At 69.2% G+C, this 18,981-nt stretch carries 17 protein-coding genes and 1 pseudogene; 2 read left to right on the top strand and 16 right to left on the bottom strand.

The genetic code is table 11. The features are described from left to right. The 3 genes and pseudogenes from HMPREF3165_RS13270 to HMPREF3165_RS07945 form a co-directional block, all read right to left on the bottom strand. Positions 1–470 (bottom strand): annotated as a pseudogene (locus tag HMPREF3165_RS13270) (IS1634 family transposase); the annotation flags it as partial. Positions 471–710: 240 nt separating this feature from the next. Further along, complete coding sequence (locus HMPREF3165_RS07950; RefSeq protein WP_070512208.1) at positions 711–941, bottom strand: hypothetical protein; 231 nt, start codon at positions 939–941, stop codon at positions 711–713. Between the two features lie 30 nt (positions 942–971). Beyond that, complete coding sequence (locus HMPREF3165_RS07945) at positions 972–2,714, bottom strand: sodium:solute symporter family protein (RefSeq protein WP_070512206.1); 1,743 nt, start codon at positions 2,712–2,714, stop codon at positions 972–974. 230 nt (positions 2,715–2,944) lie between these two features. On the opposite strand from HMPREF3165_RS07945, the gene HMPREF3165_RS07940 reads away from it, so the two are divergent. Both HMPREF3165_RS07940 and HMPREF3165_RS07935 read left to right on the top strand, forming a co-directional pair. Next, entirely contained in the window at positions 2,945–3,511 is a 567-nt protein-coding gene (locus HMPREF3165_RS07940) for a ribonuclease H family protein (protein WP_070512254.1), read from the top strand. A 109-nt stretch (positions 3,512–3,620) separates the two neighbouring features. Continuing rightward, positions 3,621–4,103 (top strand): GtrA family protein, encoded by a 483-nt coding sequence (locus HMPREF3165_RS07935; RefSeq protein WP_070512204.1) that lies wholly within the window; start codon positions 3,621–3,623, stop codon positions 4,101–4,103. 17 nt (positions 4,104–4,120) lie between these two features. Here the strand turns inward: HMPREF3165_RS07935 and HMPREF3165_RS07930 are convergent, their stop codons facing one another. From HMPREF3165_RS07930 to HMPREF3165_RS07870, 13 genes are all read right to left on the bottom strand, one after another. Then, positions 4,121–4,846, bottom strand: coding sequence for a response regulator transcription factor (locus HMPREF3165_RS07930; protein ID WP_176747024.1), 726 nt, complete (start codon positions 4,844–4,846; stop codon positions 4,121–4,123). Beyond that, entirely contained in the window at positions 4,843–6,168 is a 1,326-nt protein-coding gene (locus HMPREF3165_RS07925; protein ID WP_070512201.1) for a sensor histidine kinase, read from the bottom strand. The genes HMPREF3165_RS07930 and HMPREF3165_RS07925 overlap by 4 nt, the downstream gene beginning before the upstream one ends. Next, positions 6,165–7,055 (bottom strand): ABC-2 family transporter permease, encoded by an 891-nt coding sequence (locus HMPREF3165_RS07920; protein ID WP_070512199.1) that lies wholly within the window; start codon positions 7,053–7,055, stop codon positions 6,165–6,167. Before HMPREF3165_RS07920 ends, HMPREF3165_RS07925 begins: the two co-directional genes overlap by 4 nt. After that, positions 7,052–7,963, bottom strand: coding sequence for an ABC transporter permease (locus HMPREF3165_RS07915; protein WP_070512196.1), 912 nt, complete (start codon positions 7,961–7,963; stop codon positions 7,052–7,054). The genes HMPREF3165_RS07920 and HMPREF3165_RS07915 overlap by 4 nt, the downstream gene beginning before the upstream one ends. After that, positions 7,960–9,063 carry an ABC transporter ATP-binding protein gene (locus HMPREF3165_RS07910; RefSeq protein WP_256275226.1) on the bottom strand — a complete coding sequence of 368 codons (1,104 nt, stop codon included), beginning with the start codon at positions 9,061–9,063 and terminating at the stop codon, positions 7,960–7,962. Before HMPREF3165_RS07910 ends, HMPREF3165_RS07915 begins: the two co-directional genes overlap by 4 nt. A 250-nt stretch (positions 9,064–9,313) precedes the next feature. Further along, positions 9,314–10,498 carry an acetate/propionate family kinase gene (locus tag HMPREF3165_RS07905; RefSeq protein WP_010614597.1) on the bottom strand — a complete coding sequence of 395 codons (1,185 nt, stop codon included), beginning with the start codon at positions 10,496–10,498 and terminating at the stop codon, positions 9,314–9,316. A 117-nt stretch (positions 10,499–10,615) separates the two neighbouring features. Next, on the bottom strand, positions 10,616–12,670 hold the full coding sequence (gene pta, locus HMPREF3165_RS07900) for a phosphate acetyltransferase (RefSeq protein ID WP_070512194.1): 2,055 nt from the start codon (positions 12,668–12,670) through the stop codon (positions 10,616–10,618). Between the two features lie 173 nt (positions 12,671–12,843). After that, entirely contained in the window at positions 12,844–13,890 is a 1,047-nt protein-coding gene (locus HMPREF3165_RS07895) for a PepSY-associated TM helix domain-containing protein (protein WP_070512191.1), read from the bottom strand. Between the two features lie 21 nt (positions 13,891–13,911). Continuing rightward, positions 13,912–14,313 carry a hypothetical protein gene (locus tag HMPREF3165_RS07890; RefSeq protein WP_070512188.1) on the bottom strand — a complete coding sequence of 134 codons (402 nt, stop codon included), beginning with the start codon at positions 14,311–14,313 and terminating at the stop codon, positions 13,912–13,914. A gap of 178 nt (positions 14,314–14,491) precedes the next feature. Beyond that, positions 14,492–15,265: a sulfite exporter TauE/SafE family protein gene (locus tag HMPREF3165_RS07885; protein ID WP_070512185.1), complete on the bottom strand. Its 774-nt coding sequence runs from the start codon at positions 15,263–15,265 to the stop codon at positions 14,492–14,494. A 132-nt stretch (positions 15,266–15,397) separates the two neighbouring features. Further along, positions 15,398–15,871, bottom strand: a complete 474-nt coding sequence (locus HMPREF3165_RS07880) for a pre-mRNA-splicing factor (RefSeq protein ID WP_070512183.1) — start codon at positions 15,869–15,871, stop codon at positions 15,398–15,400. Positions 15,872–16,123: 252 nt separating this feature from the next. Continuing rightward, complete coding sequence (gene iolE, locus HMPREF3165_RS07875; protein ID WP_070512180.1) at positions 16,124–17,050, bottom strand: myo-inosose-2 dehydratase; 927 nt, start codon at positions 17,048–17,050, stop codon at positions 16,124–16,126. A gap of 244 nt (positions 17,051–17,294) precedes the next feature. After that, positions 17,295–18,950 (bottom strand): MFS transporter, encoded by a 1,656-nt coding sequence (locus HMPREF3165_RS07870; RefSeq protein WP_070512177.1) that lies wholly within the window; start codon positions 18,948–18,950, stop codon positions 17,295–17,297. Positions 18,951–18,981 lie beyond the last annotated feature (31 nt).

The raw sequence follows: 18,981 nt of genomic DNA, 5'->3' as shown, positions 1-18,981 counted from the left end.
GACGCGTACAAGGTGTTGCGGTGAGCCGGGGCCGGCCAGCCGATCTCGGACAGGACCCGGGGAGTGTCGGCCTTGGAGGTCGGCTCGATCAGACGAGCGGCGACCATCTGCTCAAAGGCCCGGTCACCACCGACCGCCTCACCCAGCCCCAGACGCCTGTAGGCCGAACGGATGGCCTCGATCGGCCAGCCCGACCTGCGCGAGATGATCTGCGGCCTTCGCACCGCACCACCGTCACCGGGTGCCTGACCACCCACCTCGTCAGCCTCGTCATGGGCCGACCCCAGGTCCAGGACCTGCTGGCCGGCCAGGAGCCGCTGGCGCCCCAGACGCATCAGCGCAGCCAGCTCAGCCTCGTCATGGGCCGACCCCAGGTGCTCCACGATCCGGCGCACACCATGGTCCTTGGCCACGACCTGCACGGCCGTGGCCCCCGAGGCTGTCTTGACCTGACGCAGGTACGGACTCACCCACCAGATCCTACCGCCGCCTTAGTGCCCCGAAACGACCACCACACCCCCACAATCCCAACGAAAAACCCCACTCTGAAACACAAACCACCCCAACCTGTGCAACTCAGGTCTGAAGCCCGTGCGCGGCCACGCCGACGGCGCCGCCGCAGCGCGGGGCTGCGGCGACGCCGTCGATCGAATGGGAGGTGATGGGCGGGAGGCCTTCACCGGTGCGGGCCCAGTGCGGCCCCGCCAGTCTCAGTCCTGCTCGCCCCCGGAGGGGTTCGGCTTGATCCACCACCACAGGCCCATGCCCGCGGCGATGGCCAACAGGCCCAGGCCCGACCACAGGTTGGCGTTGATGCCGCCGGTCTTGTCCATCTCCTCGGCGCTGTTGAACAGGACCGAGCACACCACCAGGTAGAGGCCGATGAGCCCCAGAGCCCCGGTGATGACCGCCCGGATGTCCGTGAGTGAACGATTGTTCATGAGTGTTCTCCTTCGTGTCTCCGGACGGAACTAGTGGAAGATGCTGTTGAGGGCGATGACCAGGACCCCGGCGATGATCCCCAGCGGGATCGGACGGCGGTACCAGGGCAGTTCGTGCAGGTGCGGGTCGGTACGTTCGCTCTTGGGGGTCAGGGCGTAGACGAAGCCCTTGAGCTCGGAGTCGGGCTTCGGCTTCGTGGCCATGGAGACCAGCACCGTGATGACGACGTCGACCGTGAAGGCCACGCCCGCCGCCAGGAAGGCGCCGCCCTGTCCCGGCATGACCAGGTGCTTGGTCCAGATGAGGATGTTGACCCCCAGGGCGCCCAGGGTTCCGCTGATGAGGCCGATCCAACCGGCGTGCGGGGTGGCCCGCTTCCAGAACATCCCGATGATGAAGGTCGCGAACAGGGGAGCGTTGAACATCGAGAACAGCGTCTGGAGGTAGTCCATGAGGTTGGAGTAGCTCGACGCGATGATCGCGGTGAGGATCGCGACCACGGAGGCCGTCAGGGTCGAGAGCTTGCCGACCATGAGGTAGTGGGCGTCGTCGGCGTTCTTCTTGATGTAGTGCTGGTAGATGTCCACGCCCCACACGGTGTTGAAGGCGGAGATGTTCGCCGCCATGCCCGCCATGAAGGAGGCCAGTAGACCCGTGATCGCCAGCCCCAGCAGACCGTTGGGCAGCAGGTCGCGCATGAGGTAGAGGACCGCGTCGTTGAACTGGTATCCAGCTTTGGAATCTGCCTTGAGCTGTTGGATCTCCGAGACCATGACGCCGGCGACCATGCCCGGGACGATGACGAGGAAGGGCACGAACATCTTGACGAAGGTGCCGATGATCGGGGTCGACTGGGCCGAGGAGATCGAGTCCGAGGCCATGGCCCGCTGCACCTCGACGAAGTTCGTCGTCCAGTAGCCGAAGGACAGCACGAAGCCCAGACCGAAGACCAGGCCGATGACGGACATGATGTTGGAGTCGAAGCCGGAGATCGAGTTGCCGGGCCAGGAGTGCAGCTGCTGAGCCGCGACCTTGGCTGCCTCGCCGGCGTCGTCGGGGTGGGCGGCCGTGGCAGCGGCAGTGATCTTGCTGGTCAGGCCGTGCCAGCCGCCCACACGGTGCAGGCCGATGAGGGTCAGGGGCAGCAGGGCCGCCACGATGACGAAGAACTGGAGGACTTCGTTGTAGATCGCCGCGGAGAGCCCACCCATGGTGATGTAGGAGAAGACGATGACGGCCGCCACGATGAGCCCCACCCACAGGGGCCATCCCAGCAGCCAGTTCATGATCTTGCCCAGCAGGTACAGGTTGATGCCGGCGATGAGCAGCTGGGCCAGGGCGAAGCTGAGCGCGTTGACCAGGTGTGCGGCGGTGCCGTAGCGCTTGAGCATGAACTCGGGCACCGAGCGCACCTTGGAGCCGTAGTAGAAGGGCATCATGACCAGACCCAGGAAGATCATGGCCGGGACCGCGCCGATCCAGAAGTAGTGGAAGGTCGGCATACCGTACTCGGCGCCGTTGGCCGACATTCCCATGATCTCGACGGCGCCGAGGTTCGCCGAGACGAAGGCGATACCCGTCACCCAGGCCGGCAGGGAGCGGCCCGAGGTGAGGAAGCCATCGGCCGTGGCCGCCTTGGCGCGGGCGATGAGCCCGACGCCGATGACGAAGGCGAAGTAGATCGCGATGGGGATGTAGTCGTACCAGCGTGCGGCGATGAGTGTGCCGGGTGACGCTGACGAGGTTGATAAAGCGTTCAGCGTGGAGGACATCGGTGTACCTCTCAAGGGATGAGTGTTCACATGGGCAGGGTCGTTCATGCCCGCCCGGCAGGCTAACACAGTCCGTCCTGAGCAGGGCTTTTGCGGCTGGCTGCACGCCAGGGAAGATCGTGCGAGTTCGCTGAGTGGGGTGCGTGTCCAGCCAGGCGCACCGGGACGTGAGCACGGCGGACGAGGACGGGTGACCGGCTGGTGGGCCCGCGGTGGGTAGAGTGCCCTCCATGACGCTGACTGCTGCTGCCGACGGCTCCTCCCTGGGCAACCCGGGACCGGCCGGCTGGGCCTGGTACGTGGACGATGACTGCTGGGCCGCTGGAGGCTGGGAGAGCTCGACCAACAACCGCGGCGAGCTCACCGCCGTCCTGGAGCTCCTGCGGGCCACCGAGGCCGCCGGGCTCGCCGGCGAGGAGCTTCTCATCCAGTGCGACTCCCAGTACGTCATCAACTCCCTGACCAAGTGGCGCCACGGCTGGAAGAAGCGCGGCTGGCGCAAGGCCGACGGCAAGCCCGTCCTCAACGCCGACCTCGTCAAGGACCTCGACGCCGCGCTCGCGGGCCGCACCGTACGCTTCGAGTGGGTGCGCGGGCACGTCGGCCACCCCATGAACGAGGCCGCCGACTCCCGGGCCCGCGGCGCCGCCACCGCCTTCCAGCAGGGCCGCCCGGTGCCCGCAGGGCCGGGCTGGACCCGGGGCGGCCGGGCCCCGGGGAACCGGGAGGCGCAGCAGGCACCTGGTGCCACGCCGTCGAGCGCCCCCGCTGCGCCGCAGACCGACGCCCTGTTCTGAGGGCGGAGGAACGGGGTGCAGCGTCCGCAGGGCCCGGTGACCGCTTCTCACAGAAACAGCACAGGTCCGTCAAACACGTGGCATAAGGCCTCCCGCGAGGCTTACTGCCATGACGACGACGAGCCCCGCCCTCCCCGCTTCCCGCCCGACGATCCTGAACCGCCTGGCCGGCCTGCGCCGCCGCATCCCCACGGTCGTCCTCTTCGCCGCCGTGTCCTTCACCGGCTGGAGCGTCGACTACGCGCTGGTCCTCATCCTCAACTCGCTGACCGACTCGGTCCTCTACGCCGTCGTCGGAGCCCGGATCGTCTCCTGCACCCTGGGCTTCCTGCTCAACCGGCGCCTGTTCGGGGCCGGCCCGGAGACCTTCTGGCCCTCGGCCGGTGGCTACGCGGCGGTCCAGGGCGGAGTCGCGGCAACCTCCTACGCCGGCATCTCAGTCCTTACCGGCGCCGGCGCGCCCCTGTGGCTGGCCAAGGTGCTGGTGGACTCCACGCTCTTCATCGTCAACTACCTGGCCCAGTCCCGCCTCGTCTATCGCGTCCCGGCGCAGCAGCCGGTCCCGGCCCCGGCCCTGGCCACCGCGGCCTGAGGGGACGGGGCGGAGGCTCAGGACTGGGCGTCACGCATGAGGATGACGAGCTGGACCCGGTCGCGCAGGTCCAGCTTGGTCAGGATCCGGGTGACGTTCTTCTTGACCGAGTCCGGGGCCAGGACGAGGCGCTGAGCGATCTCCGCGTTCGTCAGCCCCTGGGCCACCAGGTCCGCCACCTCGCGCTCGCGGGGGCTGAGATCGTCGAGGCGCTGGCGTGCCGCGCGCTGACGGGGTGAGGCCACGGGGCTGAGCATGTGCCGGTTGAGCAGCTCGCGGGTGATGCGCGGAGTGAGGATCGCGTCCCCGGAGCTGACCGCCCGCAGCGCCTGGTGGAGGTCGGCCGTGCGGGTGTCTTTGAGCAGGAACCCTGAGGCGCCGGCCGACAGCGCCCCGAAGGCGAACTCGTCCTGGTCGTAGGTGGTCAGCACCAGGACCCGGATTGAGGGGTAGAGCTGGCAGATGCGGGCCGTGGCATCGATCCCGTTGAGCACCGGCATGCGCACGTCCATGAGGACGACGTCGGGAAGCGGCCGGCGCTCCTCAAGCAGGGCGGCGAGCTGGTCGAGGGCGTCCTGACCGTGGACGGCCTCGGCCGTGACCTGCAGGTCGTCGGCCCGGTTGATGATGAGGGACAGGCCCATGCGGGTGGCTCGCTGGTCATCGACGATCATCACCGTGATCGGCCTGAGGTCGCTCGACGAGCTCTCGGTGCCTGACCCGGAGGGGGCGGATGGACTCACCGTGATGCACCTTCCGGGAAGGGGACGAGGGCGCGCAGCACCCAGCCGGATGCGCCCTCATCGGCTGTGGGGCCGGCCGACAGCGTGCCGCCGTGCTCACCGACCGCGGCGGCCAGGTTCGCCAGCCCGTGGCCGGCCGCCGCCGGTGCCTGAGACGAGCCCGGGAAGCCGTCTGCGTGGCCTGGCTGCGCGGCGCGACCGTCGTCGGACACGGTGATCCGCGTGGAGGCCTGGTCATGGTCCAGGGAGACGACGACGCGCGTGGCGCCCTCTGCGTGGCGCATGACATTGGTCAGGGCCTCCCGGATGACGACATAGACGACCTCCCCGAGGGCCTGACTGTCCACGGCGTCGAGGGGGCGCTTGCCGGTCTCGGTGAGAGCTGCACTGATACCGGTGGCCCTCACTGTGGTCAGCAGGTTGTTGAGCCGGTCCCAGCCGGCTGCGCCCGAGGGGGACTGCGGGCCCTCCAAGACCCGGCCGGTGAGGGGATCGGTGGTCTCAGCGGCGTCGTCGGGGGAGGGGCCCGGTGCCGTCTGGAGCGAGGCGACGGCGCGCCGGGTGTCGGCCAGACCCTCGCGGGCCAGGGCGTTCATCATGTCAATGGCCTCATCTGTCTGCGGGCTGCCGCCGGCCCCCTGCATCCCCTCGGACAGGGCGATGATCGCGGTCAGGGCGTGGCCCACGGAGTCGTGGAGCTCGGCCGCCACCCGGGCCTGGTGGCGGGCGGCGTCGCGCTGGGCTACCAGCCGCTGCTCGGCGGACTGCGCCGCCAACTGGGCGTCCCCGTGCTCCAGGGCCTCCCGGCGTGAGCGGGAGATCGAGGCCACCGCGAGCACGAGGACCAGGGCGAGGAAATCAGGGGTCAACGCGCTCACCTGCGGCCACTTGGCCAGCGCCGTGGGGACGAGGGTGCACAGCGCGCAGATGCTGAAGCCGATGAGTCGGTCACGGGTGGGGGCGATCACGAGCAGGGCGTAGAGGGCCAGCATGGACAGCAGGTTGAGTCCGCCGCGCGGCCCCCACAGGTCGGCGGCGGCCGAGGCCAGGCTCGTGGCGGTGACGACGGCGAGGGGCCAGCAGCGTCGGGCCAGCAGCGATCCGGCGAGCAGCAGGGAGACGATGACCCAACCCCGCAGGGGCAGGTGCGGGTAGGTGTACGAGGCCACGTTCAGCACCATCAGCTGGAAGAGGCACGCGGCCCCGGCCACCGCCCACAGGGTCAGGGTGCTGGTGCGCCACCACTGAGCCACCCGGTCCAGGAGGGTCCGCGGGACCCGTGAGACGTGTGCCGCCTCGGGCACTGTGGGAACGTGGCTCATGACTGGCGCCTCACTGCTCGGCGCAGAGCCAGGACCAGCAGGACCACCCACACCAGGCAGATGACTCCTTCGAATGCCGCGGCGCCCAGTGAGGTCACGTAGCCCGGGCTCAGGGCCGACGTGGCTCGGGTCAGTAAGGCTGCGGGGTTGAGGACGCTCAGGGGTCGAGCCACGAGAAGCATCGCCAGCCCCGCAATGATGCTCAGCAGGACCGTGGACATCGTGGTGGCGAAGGACGTCATGACTGCGCCCAGCCAGGTGACGAAGGTGAGGATGACCCACATTCCCAGCGCGACGACGGCGAAGCGCGGCAGGTAGGCGACCAGGCCCACCAGGTTGAAGCCCAGGGCGAGGCCCGCCACCGCGATGGTCAGGACCAGGACCGCGGTGGTGAGGACCGCGACCTGGAGCCCGTGCAGCAGCTTGCCCGCGACCATGGTGGTCTCCAGGCCGGTGGCGCTCATCCGCTGCCAGTTCCTTCCCTGGTGCTCACTGCTGGCGATCTGTGCGGCGAAGGCACCCAGCGCCAGCGGCATGAACACCATCGAGAGCAGGAGCGTGGACTGGGACCACGTGATCTCCCAGGTGACGCCCTGGGCCTCGAACTGGCTGCGGTAGCTGCGGTACTGCAGGTAGCCGGACAGAGAACCCAGGGAGCACAGGATGGTGACGGCGACCCAGTACCACCGGTTGGGGGCCTTGCGGTTCTCCCAGTACCAGGCGGCTCGCACCGACGGGCGGGACCGGGGAGCGGGCGGAGCAGACCGGCTCAGGCCGGCCGGCTGCGGCGTCGTGGACGGGCCGGAGGGGCCGGGGGGCGCTGACGGGTGCTGAGCGGGCCGGAGGGGCCGGCCTGCAGCGGGGCGTGCGGGGGCGGTGGTGCTCATCGGTGATTCTCCTGGTGGACGATAACGAGGTGGGCGGCGACGGTCCACCCGACCGCGACCAGCGCGGCGAGCGCCGCCAGGGTCCACGGCTGGGACACGAGCGTCATGTCGCCGATTTCCCGCATGGACGTGCGGGAGGCGACGGTGTCAATGGGGGTGGCTGCGGGAACGATCCCCCAGGGCAGCAGCCATGAGAACTTCCCGAGGTAGGCGTAGGGCAGGCTCTCGGCGATGAGACCGCCGATGGCCGCCACCCCCAGGCTGACGCCCTGCTTGTCGAAGCAGGTGGACAGCGTCAGCTGGACCGCGGAGATGGCCAGCGTTGAGCACGCCGCCACCGCGAGGGCGGGAGGCAGTGTGGACCAGTAGGAGCCGGTGACGGTCAGTCCGATCGGGCCGGCCAGCACGGTGACAAGTGTGAAGAGGGTCATCTCTATGCACAGGACCGTGAGGATCACGACCACCAGCTTGCCTCGGTAGCGGGTCAGGGGGCTCTGCCCCAGCGCCGTCATCAGCTGGCCCATGCGCTCCTCGGTGTCCACGGTGACGATGCGCGAGGCCAGGATCGCGGTGATGAGGGGCATGAGGAAGGCGATGATCTGGATGAACTCGTCCAGGGCAAGCGTGGCGTGGCGTGCGCCAACCGGGCCGCTCGCCCGATGGGTGATGAGCATGCCGCTCCATACCAGGCACACGGCGGTGGCGCTGGCGGCGATGAGCCAGTAGCGCTTGCGGCGCAGCTTGCCCAGCTCGAGGGCCAGGGTGGTCCACGCCCTGCTCAGCGGGGAGAGGGGGAGTGCGCGCGGCGCCGCCGGTCGCGTCGGGGGCTGTGTCAGGTGCTGTGTCGGTGGTGTTGGCTGCGCGGCCATGGTGGCTGCCGGGCCCGCTGTACTCACTGGGGTGCTCATCGGTTCATCTCCTGAGAGGCGAGGGGCGGCTGGGTGGCCAGGACCGGCTCGGTCAGCTCCAGGAAGGCCTGCTCGAGGGTCTTGCGCACGGTCTGGACCCGGTAGACGGTCGTCCCGGAGGAGACGATGCGGGTGATGAGTTCGCCGACGACGTCGTCGGGCATCATGGGGGTGCGCACGGCGCCGTCCCGCACCTCGTGGGCCACCCCGAGGGAGGTCAGGAGCGCGGCGACGGCCGTGGGCGAGGAGACGAGCAGCTCGATGACCCCCTCGTCGCGCAGCCCGGCCAGGGTGCCCTGATAGCGCAGGCGTCCGGCGCAGATGATGCCGACGGTGTCGGCCATCTGCTCGATCTCGGACAGGATGTGGGAGGAGACGATGATCGTCACGCCCTCCTGGCGGGCCAGGGTGACGATGAGCTGGCGGATCTCGGCCACCCCGGCGGGGTCGAGCCCGTTGGTCGGCTCGTCCAGGAGCATGAGGGCCGGGTTCGACAGCAGCGCCATGGCCAGTCCCAGGCGCTGCTTCATGCCCATGGAGTAGTGCTTGACCTGCTTGTTCTCCTGCCCGACGAGGTTGACGGTGGCCAGGGCGTGCTGGACTCGGTTGGAGGCCAGCCCCAGGTAGGAGGCCACCATGGCCAGGTTCTCCTTGCCGGTCAGGCTCGGGTAGTAGGAGGGGCCCTCGATGAGGGAGCCGATGGTTCCCGGCGGCAGGGGGTGGCGCTGGCTGACCGGGCGTCCCAGGACGCTCATGCTGCCCGACGTCGGGCGGGTCAGTCCCAGCAGGAGCTTCATCGTGGTGGACTTGCCGGCGCCGTTGGGGCCCAGGAAGCCGTAGATGCCGCCGGCGGGCACGGACAGGTTCAAGCCGTCGACGGCGTTGACACCGTTGTAGGTGCGGGTCAGTCCCTCCGTGACCACGACGAGCCCCTCGGAGGGAGAGGGGACGGCCGGGGCGGGCACGGCGCCGGGCACTGCTGGGGCGGGCACGGCGCCGGGTGCTGCTGGGGCGGGCACGGCGCCGGGGGCGGCCGGGGCCGGAATGAAGGGCGTTGCCGGTTGCCGAGCCGGTGCGGGGGCCGGCGCGCCCCCGTTCATGGCTGCGGTCTGGTGCAGGGGCGTTGTTGGAGGGGCGGGGGGCCTTGGTGTGCTGGTGACAGGTGCGTTTCTCATGACTCCATGGAAGCCCTCAGGGCCTCGCGCGCGCACCGCCGTCGGCCGGTTTGTCCCCCCTGGGGGACGACGACGGTGCCGCAGCATCCCTAACAGGGGCGGCTGCGGCACCGCGTGATCGTCCGGGCCCGGCAGTGCTGGGCGTCAGATTCCTGTGCGCACTTCCGGGAGCGGCTCAGATGAGGGTGAGCGCCTGGCGTGCGATGGCGAGCTCCTCGTTGGTGGGCACCACGAGCACGGTGACCTTCGAGTCCGGGGTGGAGATGACGCGCGGCTCGTCGGAGCGGGTCTCGTTGACCCCCTGGTCGATCTTGACACCCATGAAGCCCAGGCGCTCGCCGAGCTCGCGACGCAGGTTCGCGTCGTTCTCGCCGATACCGGCGGTGAAGGTCAGGGCATCCAGGCCGCCCATGACGGCGGTGTAGGCGCCCACGTACTTCACGAGCCGGTGCAGGTAGATGTCCATGGCCTCGCGGGCCTCCTGCTCACCGGCGCCGATGCGCTTCCACACCTCGCGCATGTCGTTGTCCCCGGCCAGGCCCTTCATGCCCGAGCCGCGGTTGAACAGGTGGTCGATCTCGTCGATGGACATGCCGGCCACGCGTGCCAGGTGGAAGACGGCGGCCGGGTCGATGTCGCCGGTGCGCCCGCCCATGACCAGGCCCTCCAGCGGGGTCAGGCCCATGGAGGTGTCCACGGCGTGCCCGGCCACGACCGCCGAGGCCGAGGCCCCGTTGCCCAGGTGCAGGACGACCTGCTTGAGGTCGTCGCGCCCCAGGAGCTCGGAGACCGCCCCGGAGACGAACTGGTGGCTGGTGCCGTGAGCCCCGTAGCGGCGGATGGAGTAGGTGTCGGCGACCTCGCGGTCCAGGGCGTAGCGGGCGGCCTCCTCGGGCAGGTCCTGGAAGAAGGCGGTGTCGAAGACGGCCACGTGCGGCACGTCGGACAGGAGGCGGCGCCCCACCTCGATGCCCTTGAGGTGGGCGGGGTTGTGCAGCGGGCCCAGCGGCACGAGCTGCTCGATCCGGGCCACGACGTCGTCGTCGATGAGGGCCGGGCCGGAGAAGTAGCGCCCGCCCTGGACGACCCGGTGGCCCACGGCCACGATGTGGGCGTCGGCCAGCGAGGGGCCCTGCTCCTCGAACAGGCGCAGCACCTCGGACAGGCCGAAGCCGTGGTCGGGGACCGGCTCGGTGATCTCGGTGCGTTCCTCGCCGTGCTTGTGGGTGATGGCGCCGGTCTCCTCACCGATGCGCTCCACCAGGCCCGAGGCGAGCGAGGCGCCCGAGTCGGGGTCGACCAGCTGGTACTTGATGGAGGAGGAGCCGGAGTTGATAACGAGGACGGTGCGCTGAGTCACGGGATGCCTTTCAAGAACGGTCGGGGATGAACGCGGGGATGACTGGATGACTGACGAGGTTCCCGGGGGAGCCTCAGCGGTGTGGGGCCGGGTCCCGGTCCCACACCGCTGAAGGACTCAGCCCTGGGCCTGGACGGCGGTGATGGCGACGGTGTTGATGATGTCCTCCACCAGGGCGCCGCGCGAGAGGTCGTTGACCGGCTTGTTGAGGCCCTGGAGGACCGGGCCGATGGCGATGGCGCCCGAGGAGCGCTGGACCGCCTTGTAGCCGATGTTGCCACTGGACAGGTCCGGGAAGATGAAGACGTTGGCCCGTCCGGCCACGAGCGAGTCTGGGGCCTTCTTGGCCGCCACGGTCGGGTCGATGGCGGCGTCGTACTGGATGGGGCCCTCGACGGCGAGGTCGGGCTCCTTGGCCCGCACCAGCTCGGTGGCCTCACGGACCTTGTCCACGTCCGCGCCCTTGCCGGAGGTCCCGGTGGAGAAGGACAGCATCGCCACGCGCGGCTCGACGCCGAACTGGCGGGCCGTGGCGGCCGAGGAGATGGCGATGTCTGCCAGCTCGGCGGCGTTGGGCTCGGGGTTGACGGCGCAGTCGCCGTAGACGAGCACCCGGTCCTGCAGGAGCATGAGGAAGACCGAGGAGACGATCGAGGTCCCCGGCTTGGTCTTGATGATCTGGAAGGAGGGGACGATCGTGTGGGCGGTGGTGTGAGCGGCGCCCGAGACCATGCCGTCGGCGTCTCCCATGTGGACCATCATCGTGCCGAAGTAGGACACGTCCTGGACCTTCTCGCGGGCCTGCTCGAGGGTGACGCCCTTCTTGGCGCGCAGGCGGGCGAACTCCTCGGCGTACTTCTCCAGGAGCTCGGGGTCGTCCGTGGCGACGACCCGGGCGGCGGCGATGTCCAGGCCCAGCTCGGTGGCGCGGGCCCGCACCGTGGTCTCGTCACCCAGCAGCACCAGGTCGGCGATGCCACGGCGCAGGATGGCGTCGGCGGCCCGCAGGACCCTGTCGTCGTCGGGCTCGGGCAGGACGATCGTCTTGCGGTTGGTGCGCGAGCGCTCCACCAGCTCGGCCTGGAACATGATGGGGGTGACGACCTCGGAGGGCTCGACCTCCAGGGCCGACAGGAGGGCCTCGACGTCGGCCTCCTGCTCGAAGGTGGTCATGGCGACGTCGATCTTGCGCTCGGAGCCGTGGGCGAGCAGGCCCTGCAGGGAGCCGGCCGCGGAGGCGGCGGCGAAGGTGTCCAGCGGGGAGGTGATGACCGGGATGTTGACGTCCAGTCCCTCCAGGAGGCGCAGCGCGTGGGGAGCCACCTCGAAGCCGCCGTTGAGGACGAGGCCCGACAGGATCGGGAAGCTCGAGGAGGCCTGGGCCGCCATGAGGGAGATGAGCATGGCGGAGCGGTCGGCCGGGACGATGGCGAGCTGTCCCGCGGTCAGGCGCTCCAGGACGTGGGAGACGTCCATGGCGCACACGAGGACGGACTCGGCCTCGCGGTCGAGGAGTGTCTCGTCACCGGCGATGAGGGTGCCCCCGACGGCGTCGAGCACCTCGCGCACCACCGGGGCCGCCAGCAGCGGCACCTCGGGCAGCGTGGTGGAGGTGATGCCCTCGATGGCGGTCAGTGCCTCGCCGACGGCCTGGCGGGTCTCAGGCAGGCACTTGTTGGCCACGACCGCGACGGTGCGGGCGTGGTTGTCGGCGATCTCGACCATGGAGACCTCCACGGAGGCGACGACGTCCTCCACGTCATTCTGCCCGGAGACCACCAGCAGCACCGGGACGCCGATGTTGGCGGCCACCCGGGCGTTGAGGGCCAGCTCGGGGTTGCCGGCGACGTCGGTGAAGTCCGAGCCGTCGATGATGACGACGTCGTGCTCGCGCGCCATGGCCCGGTAGGCGTCGACGATGCGTGCCAGGGCCTCCTCGGGGTCGGCGTGGAACTCGTCCCAGGTCGCGCCGACGCACTGCTCGGGGGGCGTGGTGGAGCCGGCACGGTTCAGCAGGAGGCTGAGGAAGGCATCGCCCTCACGGCTCTCCACGAAGGGGCGGAAGACGCCGACCTTGGCGACCACCTTGGTCAGACAGGAGACCAGCCCGAGGGCCACCGTTGACTTCCCGGTTCCGGCGTTGGGTGAGGCGATGTAGATACTGCGCGCCACGTTAGGTCCTTCTCGCGTTGTCTTGGAGTCAGGGGCGCCGGCTCATTCCGGTGCCGTACGGGTCCGATTGTGCCCCCACCTGCGGGTCGTCTGCGACCAAAGGCCCGATCTCCGCCCGTCTTGTGATGTGGGAACGGGCACATACTCAGGTGCCGGCATAGGTGTCATAGGTGCTAGTCCGCCCGAGTGGTCGGCCGGTGGCCGGGCGTGGAGGGGATCGCAGTTCGCCCGGTCCCGGGGTCGACGTTCACTGCGATGCTCACCGCGACGTCGTCGGGGGACTGCCCCGAGGCGAGCCGTTCTCCGTGAGCGACCCAGACCGTGTACGTCGACGACGGGTCGCTGGGTTGAGGCAGGAACAGGGCGACCGCCTGTCCGCCGCCGGCCTCCTGCGCGGCGGCGACGGCGCGATGAGGCCCGATGTCCTGGGCCTGGCCCGTGCTGGTTGAGCCCGCGGAAGGCTGGCGAGCGGTCATGGAGGCCGGTGCGGCCGGTTGGGTGGGGCGGATGTTGAACGCGCTGGCGTAGTAGCCCCACAGGAACAGCAGGGGGAGGAGGACCAGTCCGGCCGCCTTGAGCAGGTCGGTGTCCCGGGAGAGGCTCTGGGTGCGCCGGCGGGCGGACAGGCCGGTGCGTCGATGGCGCTGCAGCGGCCACCACGTGCGCAGCCCACTGACGGTCAGGACCGCGAGGACCACTCCCAGGGTGGCGACGACCAGCCCCCCGACGGTCAGGCCCCGGTGACCGTCACGCCAACCGGTGTGGGGGATCTCCTGGGACATCCAGCTCACGTGGCCGGGCCCCCGGCAGGACAGCAGGCAACGGTGCAGGTTGTCCAGGACGGAGACCCAGGCCGGGTTCGCCGTGGCCCTGCTGGTCTCGTGCCCGGTGGAGGGTTCGATAGCGTAGGTGGCCTGCTCGGTCCGCACCTCGACGACGTCGGTGTCCCACCTTGCCGACAGGACGGGCTCGTCGGGATGGGCGTTCTTGATCGTCTCGACCGCCTGAGGCAAGGAGTCCTGACCGGAGCCGGCGTCGTGGGTGGAGACGGTCGGGTTCAATGCGCGCAGGATCTCCCCCTGGTGGGGCAGGAGCATGCCGCTGAGAGTGATGATGAGTATCCCGAGGGCGGCCGCCGCCGACAGCCAGCGGCGCACGTGGGCCATCGCCCGGCGGGTGCGGGAGGGTGGGGAGGGGAGGGGGGCGACCGAGGGATCCATGGCAGTCTTCACCGGGGAGGGCTAGGACCCGGCGGGGGCCAGCAGGGCGGCCACGGCGCACAGGCAGGTCAGGACCGCAATGAGGGCGTAGACGAAGTAGCCGTGCTCGCGCCGCCGCCACAGGGAACAGGCGCCACTGACGCTGATTGCGGTGCCGGCGACCTGGATGACCAGGGCGGCGCCGACGGCCAGGGGGCCCGCGGCGCCGATGACGGGAGCCAGGGCGTAGACGATGACGCACCTGAGGCCCGAGGCCCACAGTCCCAGCATGACGGCATGGATATCGGCGCTGACCAGGAAGGGGGCTGCCGCCTCGTCCTGCGTGACGGGGGAGGTGATCGGGGATGCGACAGCGTCGACGTCGTCGCCGGCCACCTCGCCGGGCGAAACGTCAACATAATCAATACTGGCCGTACTCTTCATACTGATGAATACGGTAACGGTCAGGATAAATCGCGTCAACGCTCCGCCATGGGCTGGCGATGTGATGTCAGACGGGCGTGTTTGAGGGAAATAACCGCTGGTGGGAGCCTGTTTTGTGGGCCGGAGAAATAGGGGTCGTGCGGCTGCGTGCCGGACGCGGCCCGGCAGCCGGACCGGGCTAGCGCAGCAGGGGCAGTGCGGAGATGACGGTCAGGACGACGATGATCGGCTCGAAGACCCGCTGATCCATGTGCTCGGCGAGGCGTCGGCCGGCCAGGGCCGAGGCGATGACGACCGGTGCGGCGATCGCCGCCAGCGACAGGGTCGTGGGGTTGACCAGGCCGGCTGAGACGGAGAAGGGCAGTTTGACCAGGTTGACCAGGAAGAAGAACCAGGCTGTTGTCCCCAGGAAGGCCTTGACCGGATAGCGGCAGGCCAGGAAGTACATGGAAGTCACCGGTCCGCCGGCGTTGGCGACCATCGTGGTGAAGCCGGCCAGGCTGCCGTAGACCAGTCGGGCCAGGCGGCTGCCGGCCGGGGTTGGGAGGACGGCCTCAGGTGCGTCGTCGGACCTGTTCCTGGTGGCCGAGCGGCGCTGGTACAGCGTGACGGCGACCAGGATCAGCAGGATGGTGCCGATGAGGCGGCGAGTGGAGTCGTTGGAGGCCAGGTGCAGGAACAGAGCGCCGGCGCCGACGCCGGCCAGGACCGCCGGGACGAGCCTGCGCAGCATACGGAAGTCCGCGTCGCCGCGATAGCTCCATACTGCCAGCAGGTCGCCGGTCATGAGCATGAGCAGGATGGCGCCGGTGGACTCCTTGGCCGGCAGTGCCGCGGTGCACAGGGCCACGGCGATGGTGGCAGCCCCGGGCAGGGCGGTCTTGGCGATACCGCACAGGGCCGCCACGACCACGAGCAGGATCCAGGCGGTGGTGGTCAAGGTGGGGAGCACGGGACCTCTCAGCGGTGAGAAGAGTCGGAGTCTGGTCTGAACTTTGTCCGGACTAATCATAGCCATCGACGGCGAGGGCCGGTGGGGTCCTCGCCGTCGGCGGTGGCTTGCGTGAGTGCTGCCGAGGCTGCGTCAACGGGGTGCCGCAGCGGTGCGCAGCAGCGTGGCGATCCCGGAGACACCCAGGAAGATGAGTGCCGTTGCGGGCAGGGTTGCACTGAGCAGGTGGTCCCAAAGAGCAGTGCGCTGGGTCGTCAGTCCGATCCCGTGAAGCAGGCCGAGAGCGGCTGCTCCTGCGCCGATCGAGAGGATCGAGACCGCGGCTCGCAGCGCCCGTCTGGCAGCCGGCCAAGGGGTGATGAGCTGCAGCGGGGGCAGGGCCGCCCAGGCCGTGATCCCGGTGATGCCGCAGACAAGTGCGCTCGAGGCGGGTGAGGCGTCATGGAGGAGGTGGTCAATCATTCCCTGGACCGCGACGAACCAGAAGAGGGCGCAGTAGGCGACCAGCAGGGCGTCGCTCCAGGTGAGGCGGTGATCCGTGCGCTCCCAGCGGCGGACATCGGAGAAGAACCCACTCACTGTGCCTGAAACCTGCATTGAGGACATGTCCCTTCCTCCTGTGCGTCATCGCGGTCAAGAGTGCCCTTTCCAGAATAAACCCGCCGGTGCGCATGAGCGAAGGGTGAGTGAAGGGTGATCGTCGTCGGGCCCCAGCGGGGCAGGCGGCTCGCCCCGGCGTGCTCCTCAATGGCCCGGGAACGACGACGCTCCCGACCATCACTGGTCGGGAGCGTCGAGGTGAGGCGTCAGCCGGTGGGGTCCGCACGGAGGGGGAGTCCGCACGAACCTCGCGACGTCTCAGGCCTTGAAGAGGGTTCCCTCAAGGTAGGCGCGTGCCTTGCGAGCGTACTCCAGGGGGTTGGCGATGGCCGGGTCCTGCTCGGCCTCCACCAGGATCCACTCGGAGTAGCCGTGGTCCACGAGGAACTTGTAGGGGACGGTGAAGTCGATCGTGCCGTCGCCGGGGACGGTGAACATGCCGGCCAGGAAGGAGTCGAGGAAGGAGCGCTCGGCGGCCTTGGACTCCTCCATCTTCTCGGGACGCACGTCCTTGAAGTGGACGTGCTTGACGCGGTCGATGGTGGCCTCCAGCAGACCCATGACGTCGCCGTCACCCACGTAGGCGTGGCCGGTGTCGAACAGGAGGGAGACCTTGGCCGGGTCGGTCAGCTCCATGAGGCGGATGGTCTCCTCCTTGGTCTGGATGACCGTGCCCAGGTGGTGGTGGTAGACGAGCTCTAGGCCGTGGGCGTGGGCGACGTCGCCCAGACGGTTGAGGCCCTCGGCCAGCACCGGCCACTGCTCCTCGGTGAGCACCGGCTTGTTGGTGAAGATGCAGACGTCGCGGATGCCCTGGACCGAGCCGGTCTGCTCGGAGACGACGACGCGGGTGGCGCCCAGGTACTCCAGGTAGGCGCAGGTGGCCTCGAAGTCGGGGATGACGGCCTCGACGCCGTCGCGCAGGATGAAGGAGGAGAACCACTGGGCGACGATCTTGATGCCGCGGGCCTCGGCGGCGGCCTTGACCTCCTCCTTGGGCGGGAAGAAGCCGGCGCACTCGGTGCCCGCGTAGCCGGTGTCGGCCAGGTCCAGGAGCATGTCCTCCAGGGTGTTGAAGGCGCCGACCTCGGGGATGTCGTCATTGCGCCAGGTGATCGGGTGCATGCCCCAGGAGATGCCGTGGGGGTCGGAGATGGCGGTTGCAGGGTCGAGGGTGAAGGACATCGTTGCTCCGTGTTCTCGCTCGGGTGGTGATGTGCGGTGGTGAGTGGGTGGGTGGTGATGAGGTAGCGGTGAGGCGCGGGCGGCTGCTGCGCCGTCGGCTCGGGGCCGCCAGTAGTGCGCTCCCGGGAGGAGGGTGCCGGCGTCGGTGCCGGGCGGTGGGCCCGTGCCTCGAACCTAGCAACAGGACTTTGTCCTGACAAGCCCTTTTCGGGTCCTCCCGGGAGCGCGTGTGCTGGGGGCGGGGTCAGGAGTAGAGCTTCTCCATCTCGACCTCGATCTCCTCCAGGGACTTGTCCTTGGTCTCCGGCATGATCTTGAACAGGACGACGGCGACGACCAGGTTGAGCACGCCGTAGATGGTGTAGGTGATGCCGCCGCCCAGGGTCTCCATCATGGGTGGGAAGGTCCAGGTGATGATGGCGTTGGCGGTCCACATGCAGAAGATCGCCGTGCCGTTCATGATGCCGCGGACGTTGGCCGGGAAGATCTCACCCATCATCGTCCACACGATCGTGCCGTTGGAGGACTGCACGATGAGCATAAAGACCGACATGAGCCCCAGGATGAGGTAGGCGGCCCAGGTGGGCGGAGTGGTGTGGTTGGCCATGTGCGGGGCGATGAAGAACTGGAAGGTCGCCGCGATGCCCAGCAGGGTGATGCCCACGCCGATGACGTCGCCGATGAGGACCTGGCGGCGCCGGAACTTCAGGATGAGCCAGATGCCGATGGCGGAGCCGATGACCGACATGACGCCGTTGGCCACCTGTGCGGTGATGGAGGCCGAGGTGGACATGCCGGCGTACTCCAGCACCTTGGGGGCGTAGTACATGACGGTGTTGACGCCGGTGGTCTGGTTGACCACGGCCAGGAAGATGCCGACCAGCAGCAGCTTGCGCAGCCAGGGCGTGGCCATGACGTGGCTGAAGCCCTTGCGCTGGGTCTCCTCGTCCTTCTCGTGCCGGCGGGCCTCGACCATCTCCATGATCTCGTCCTCGATGGAGCCGTCCTTCTCCGGGACGCGCACGCGCTTGAGGGCGCCGATGGCGTCGTAGAGGCGCTCCTTGGCCAGGTACCAGCGCGAGGACTCGGGCATGAGGCGGATGCCGATCCACAGGGCCACGGCCGGGATGGAGCACAGGACCAGCATGTAGCGCCAGGCCTCGCCGTTACCGGCGCTGATGCTGAGCTGGTCGAGGAAGGCGTGGTACTGCTCGGCGTTCATCGGGCCGCCCTTGGAGGACTGGAGCTTGGCGATCTCGTCGAAGACGTACTGGCCCGGGGTGAAGTGCCCGCTGGGGTCCTCGGCGATGGTGATCCTCGGGCCGCCCTGGAGGGAGTTGATGATGGCGTTCATCGAGAAGGCGAGCAGCTGGCCGGTGACGATCATGAGCTGGTCGATGGCCACGATGGAGCCGCGGATGCGTTTGGGGGCCGTCTCCGCCAGGTAGACGGGGACCGTCGCGGAGGCGGCTCCGACGGCGAAGCCCAGGACGACGCGGAAGGGGTACATGACCCAGACGTTGGGGGCGATGGTGGTGCCGATCGCGCCGGCGAAGAACAGGAAGGCCAGGAAGGTGATGTTGTGGCGCCGGCCCCAGCGGTCCGACATCAGGCCGCCCAGCAGCGCGCCCAGCGCCGCGCCGACCAGCAGGGTGCCGCCGATGGCGCCCTCCTCGAAGGAGGTCAGCTGGAGGCCCTTGGCGTCGAAGGGCATGTACATGTACGGCAGGGCGCCGGATATGACACCGGTGTCGTAGCCGAAGAGCAGTGAGCCGAGCGTGGCCACGGCGGCGATGGCGATGACGCCGCGGTGCTTGCCCGAAGGCGGCGTCTCGGCCACCGCCTTGTTGAGCTCTTCCCTGGTGAGTCCACGCAGGGACGTCGTGACTCCCTGAGACATAGGGGGTCTCCTCTCAGTCCTGCGGCGACGA

The organism is Actinomyces sp. HMSC08A09 (genome assembly GCF_001807465.1).
GTDB lineage: Bacteria > Actinomycetota > Actinomycetes > Actinomycetales > Actinomycetaceae > Actinomyces > Actinomyces oris.
This window is presented reverse-complemented; position numbering and strand designations above follow the sequence as displayed.

What these genes read in the sequence shown, in the direction of transcription:
- HMPREF3165_RS07945 (WP_070512206.1), bottom strand. Translation starts at nt 2,714, where the DNA reads ATGTCCTCCACGCTGAACGCTTTATCAACCTCGTCAGCGTCACCCGGC.
- HMPREF3165_RS07895 (WP_070512191.1), bottom strand. Translation starts at nt 13,890, where the DNA reads ATGGATCCCTCGGTCGCCCCCCTCCCCTCCCCACCCTCCCGCACCCGC.
- HMPREF3165_RS07890 (WP_070512188.1), bottom strand. Translation starts at nt 14,313, where the DNA reads ATGAAGAGTACGGCCAGTATTGATTATGTTGACGTTTCGCCCGGCGAG.
- HMPREF3165_RS07870 (WP_070512177.1), bottom strand. Translation starts at nt 18,950, where the DNA reads ATGTCTCAGGGAGTCACGACGTCCCTGCGTGGACTCACCAGGGAAGAG.
- HMPREF3165_RS07920 (WP_070512199.1), bottom strand. Translation starts at nt 7,055, where the DNA reads ATGAGCACCACCGCCCCCGCACGCCCCGCTGCAGGCCGGCCCCTCCGG.
- HMPREF3165_RS07880 (WP_070512183.1), bottom strand. Translation starts at nt 15,871, where the DNA reads ATGTCCTCAATGCAGGTTTCAGGCACAGTGAGTGGGTTCTTCTCCGAT.
- HMPREF3165_RS07940 (WP_070512254.1), top strand. Translation starts at nt 2,945, where the DNA reads ATGACGCTGACTGCTGCTGCCGACGGCTCCTCCCTGGGCAACCCGGGA.
- HMPREF3165_RS07950 (WP_070512208.1), bottom strand. Translation starts at nt 941, where the DNA reads ATGAACAATCGTTCACTCACGGACATCCGGGCGGTCATCACCGGGGCT.
- HMPREF3165_RS07935 (WP_070512204.1), top strand. Translation starts at nt 3,621, where the DNA reads ATGACGACGACGAGCCCCGCCCTCCCCGCTTCCCGCCCGACGATCCTG.
- HMPREF3165_RS07910 (WP_256275226.1), bottom strand. Translation starts at nt 9,063, where the DNA reads ATGAACGGGGGCGCGCCGGCCCCCGCACCGGCTCGGCAACCGGCAACG.
- iolE (WP_070512180.1), bottom strand. Translation starts at nt 17,050, where the DNA reads ATGTCCTTCACCCTCGACCCTGCAACCGCCATCTCCGACCCCCACGGC.
- HMPREF3165_RS07915 (WP_070512196.1), bottom strand. Translation starts at nt 7,963, where the DNA reads ATGAGCACCCCAGTGAGTACAGCGGGCCCGGCAGCCACCATGGCCGCG.
- HMPREF3165_RS07925 (WP_070512201.1), bottom strand. Translation starts at nt 6,168, where the DNA reads ATGAGCCACGTTCCCACAGTGCCCGAGGCGGCACACGTCTCACGGGTC.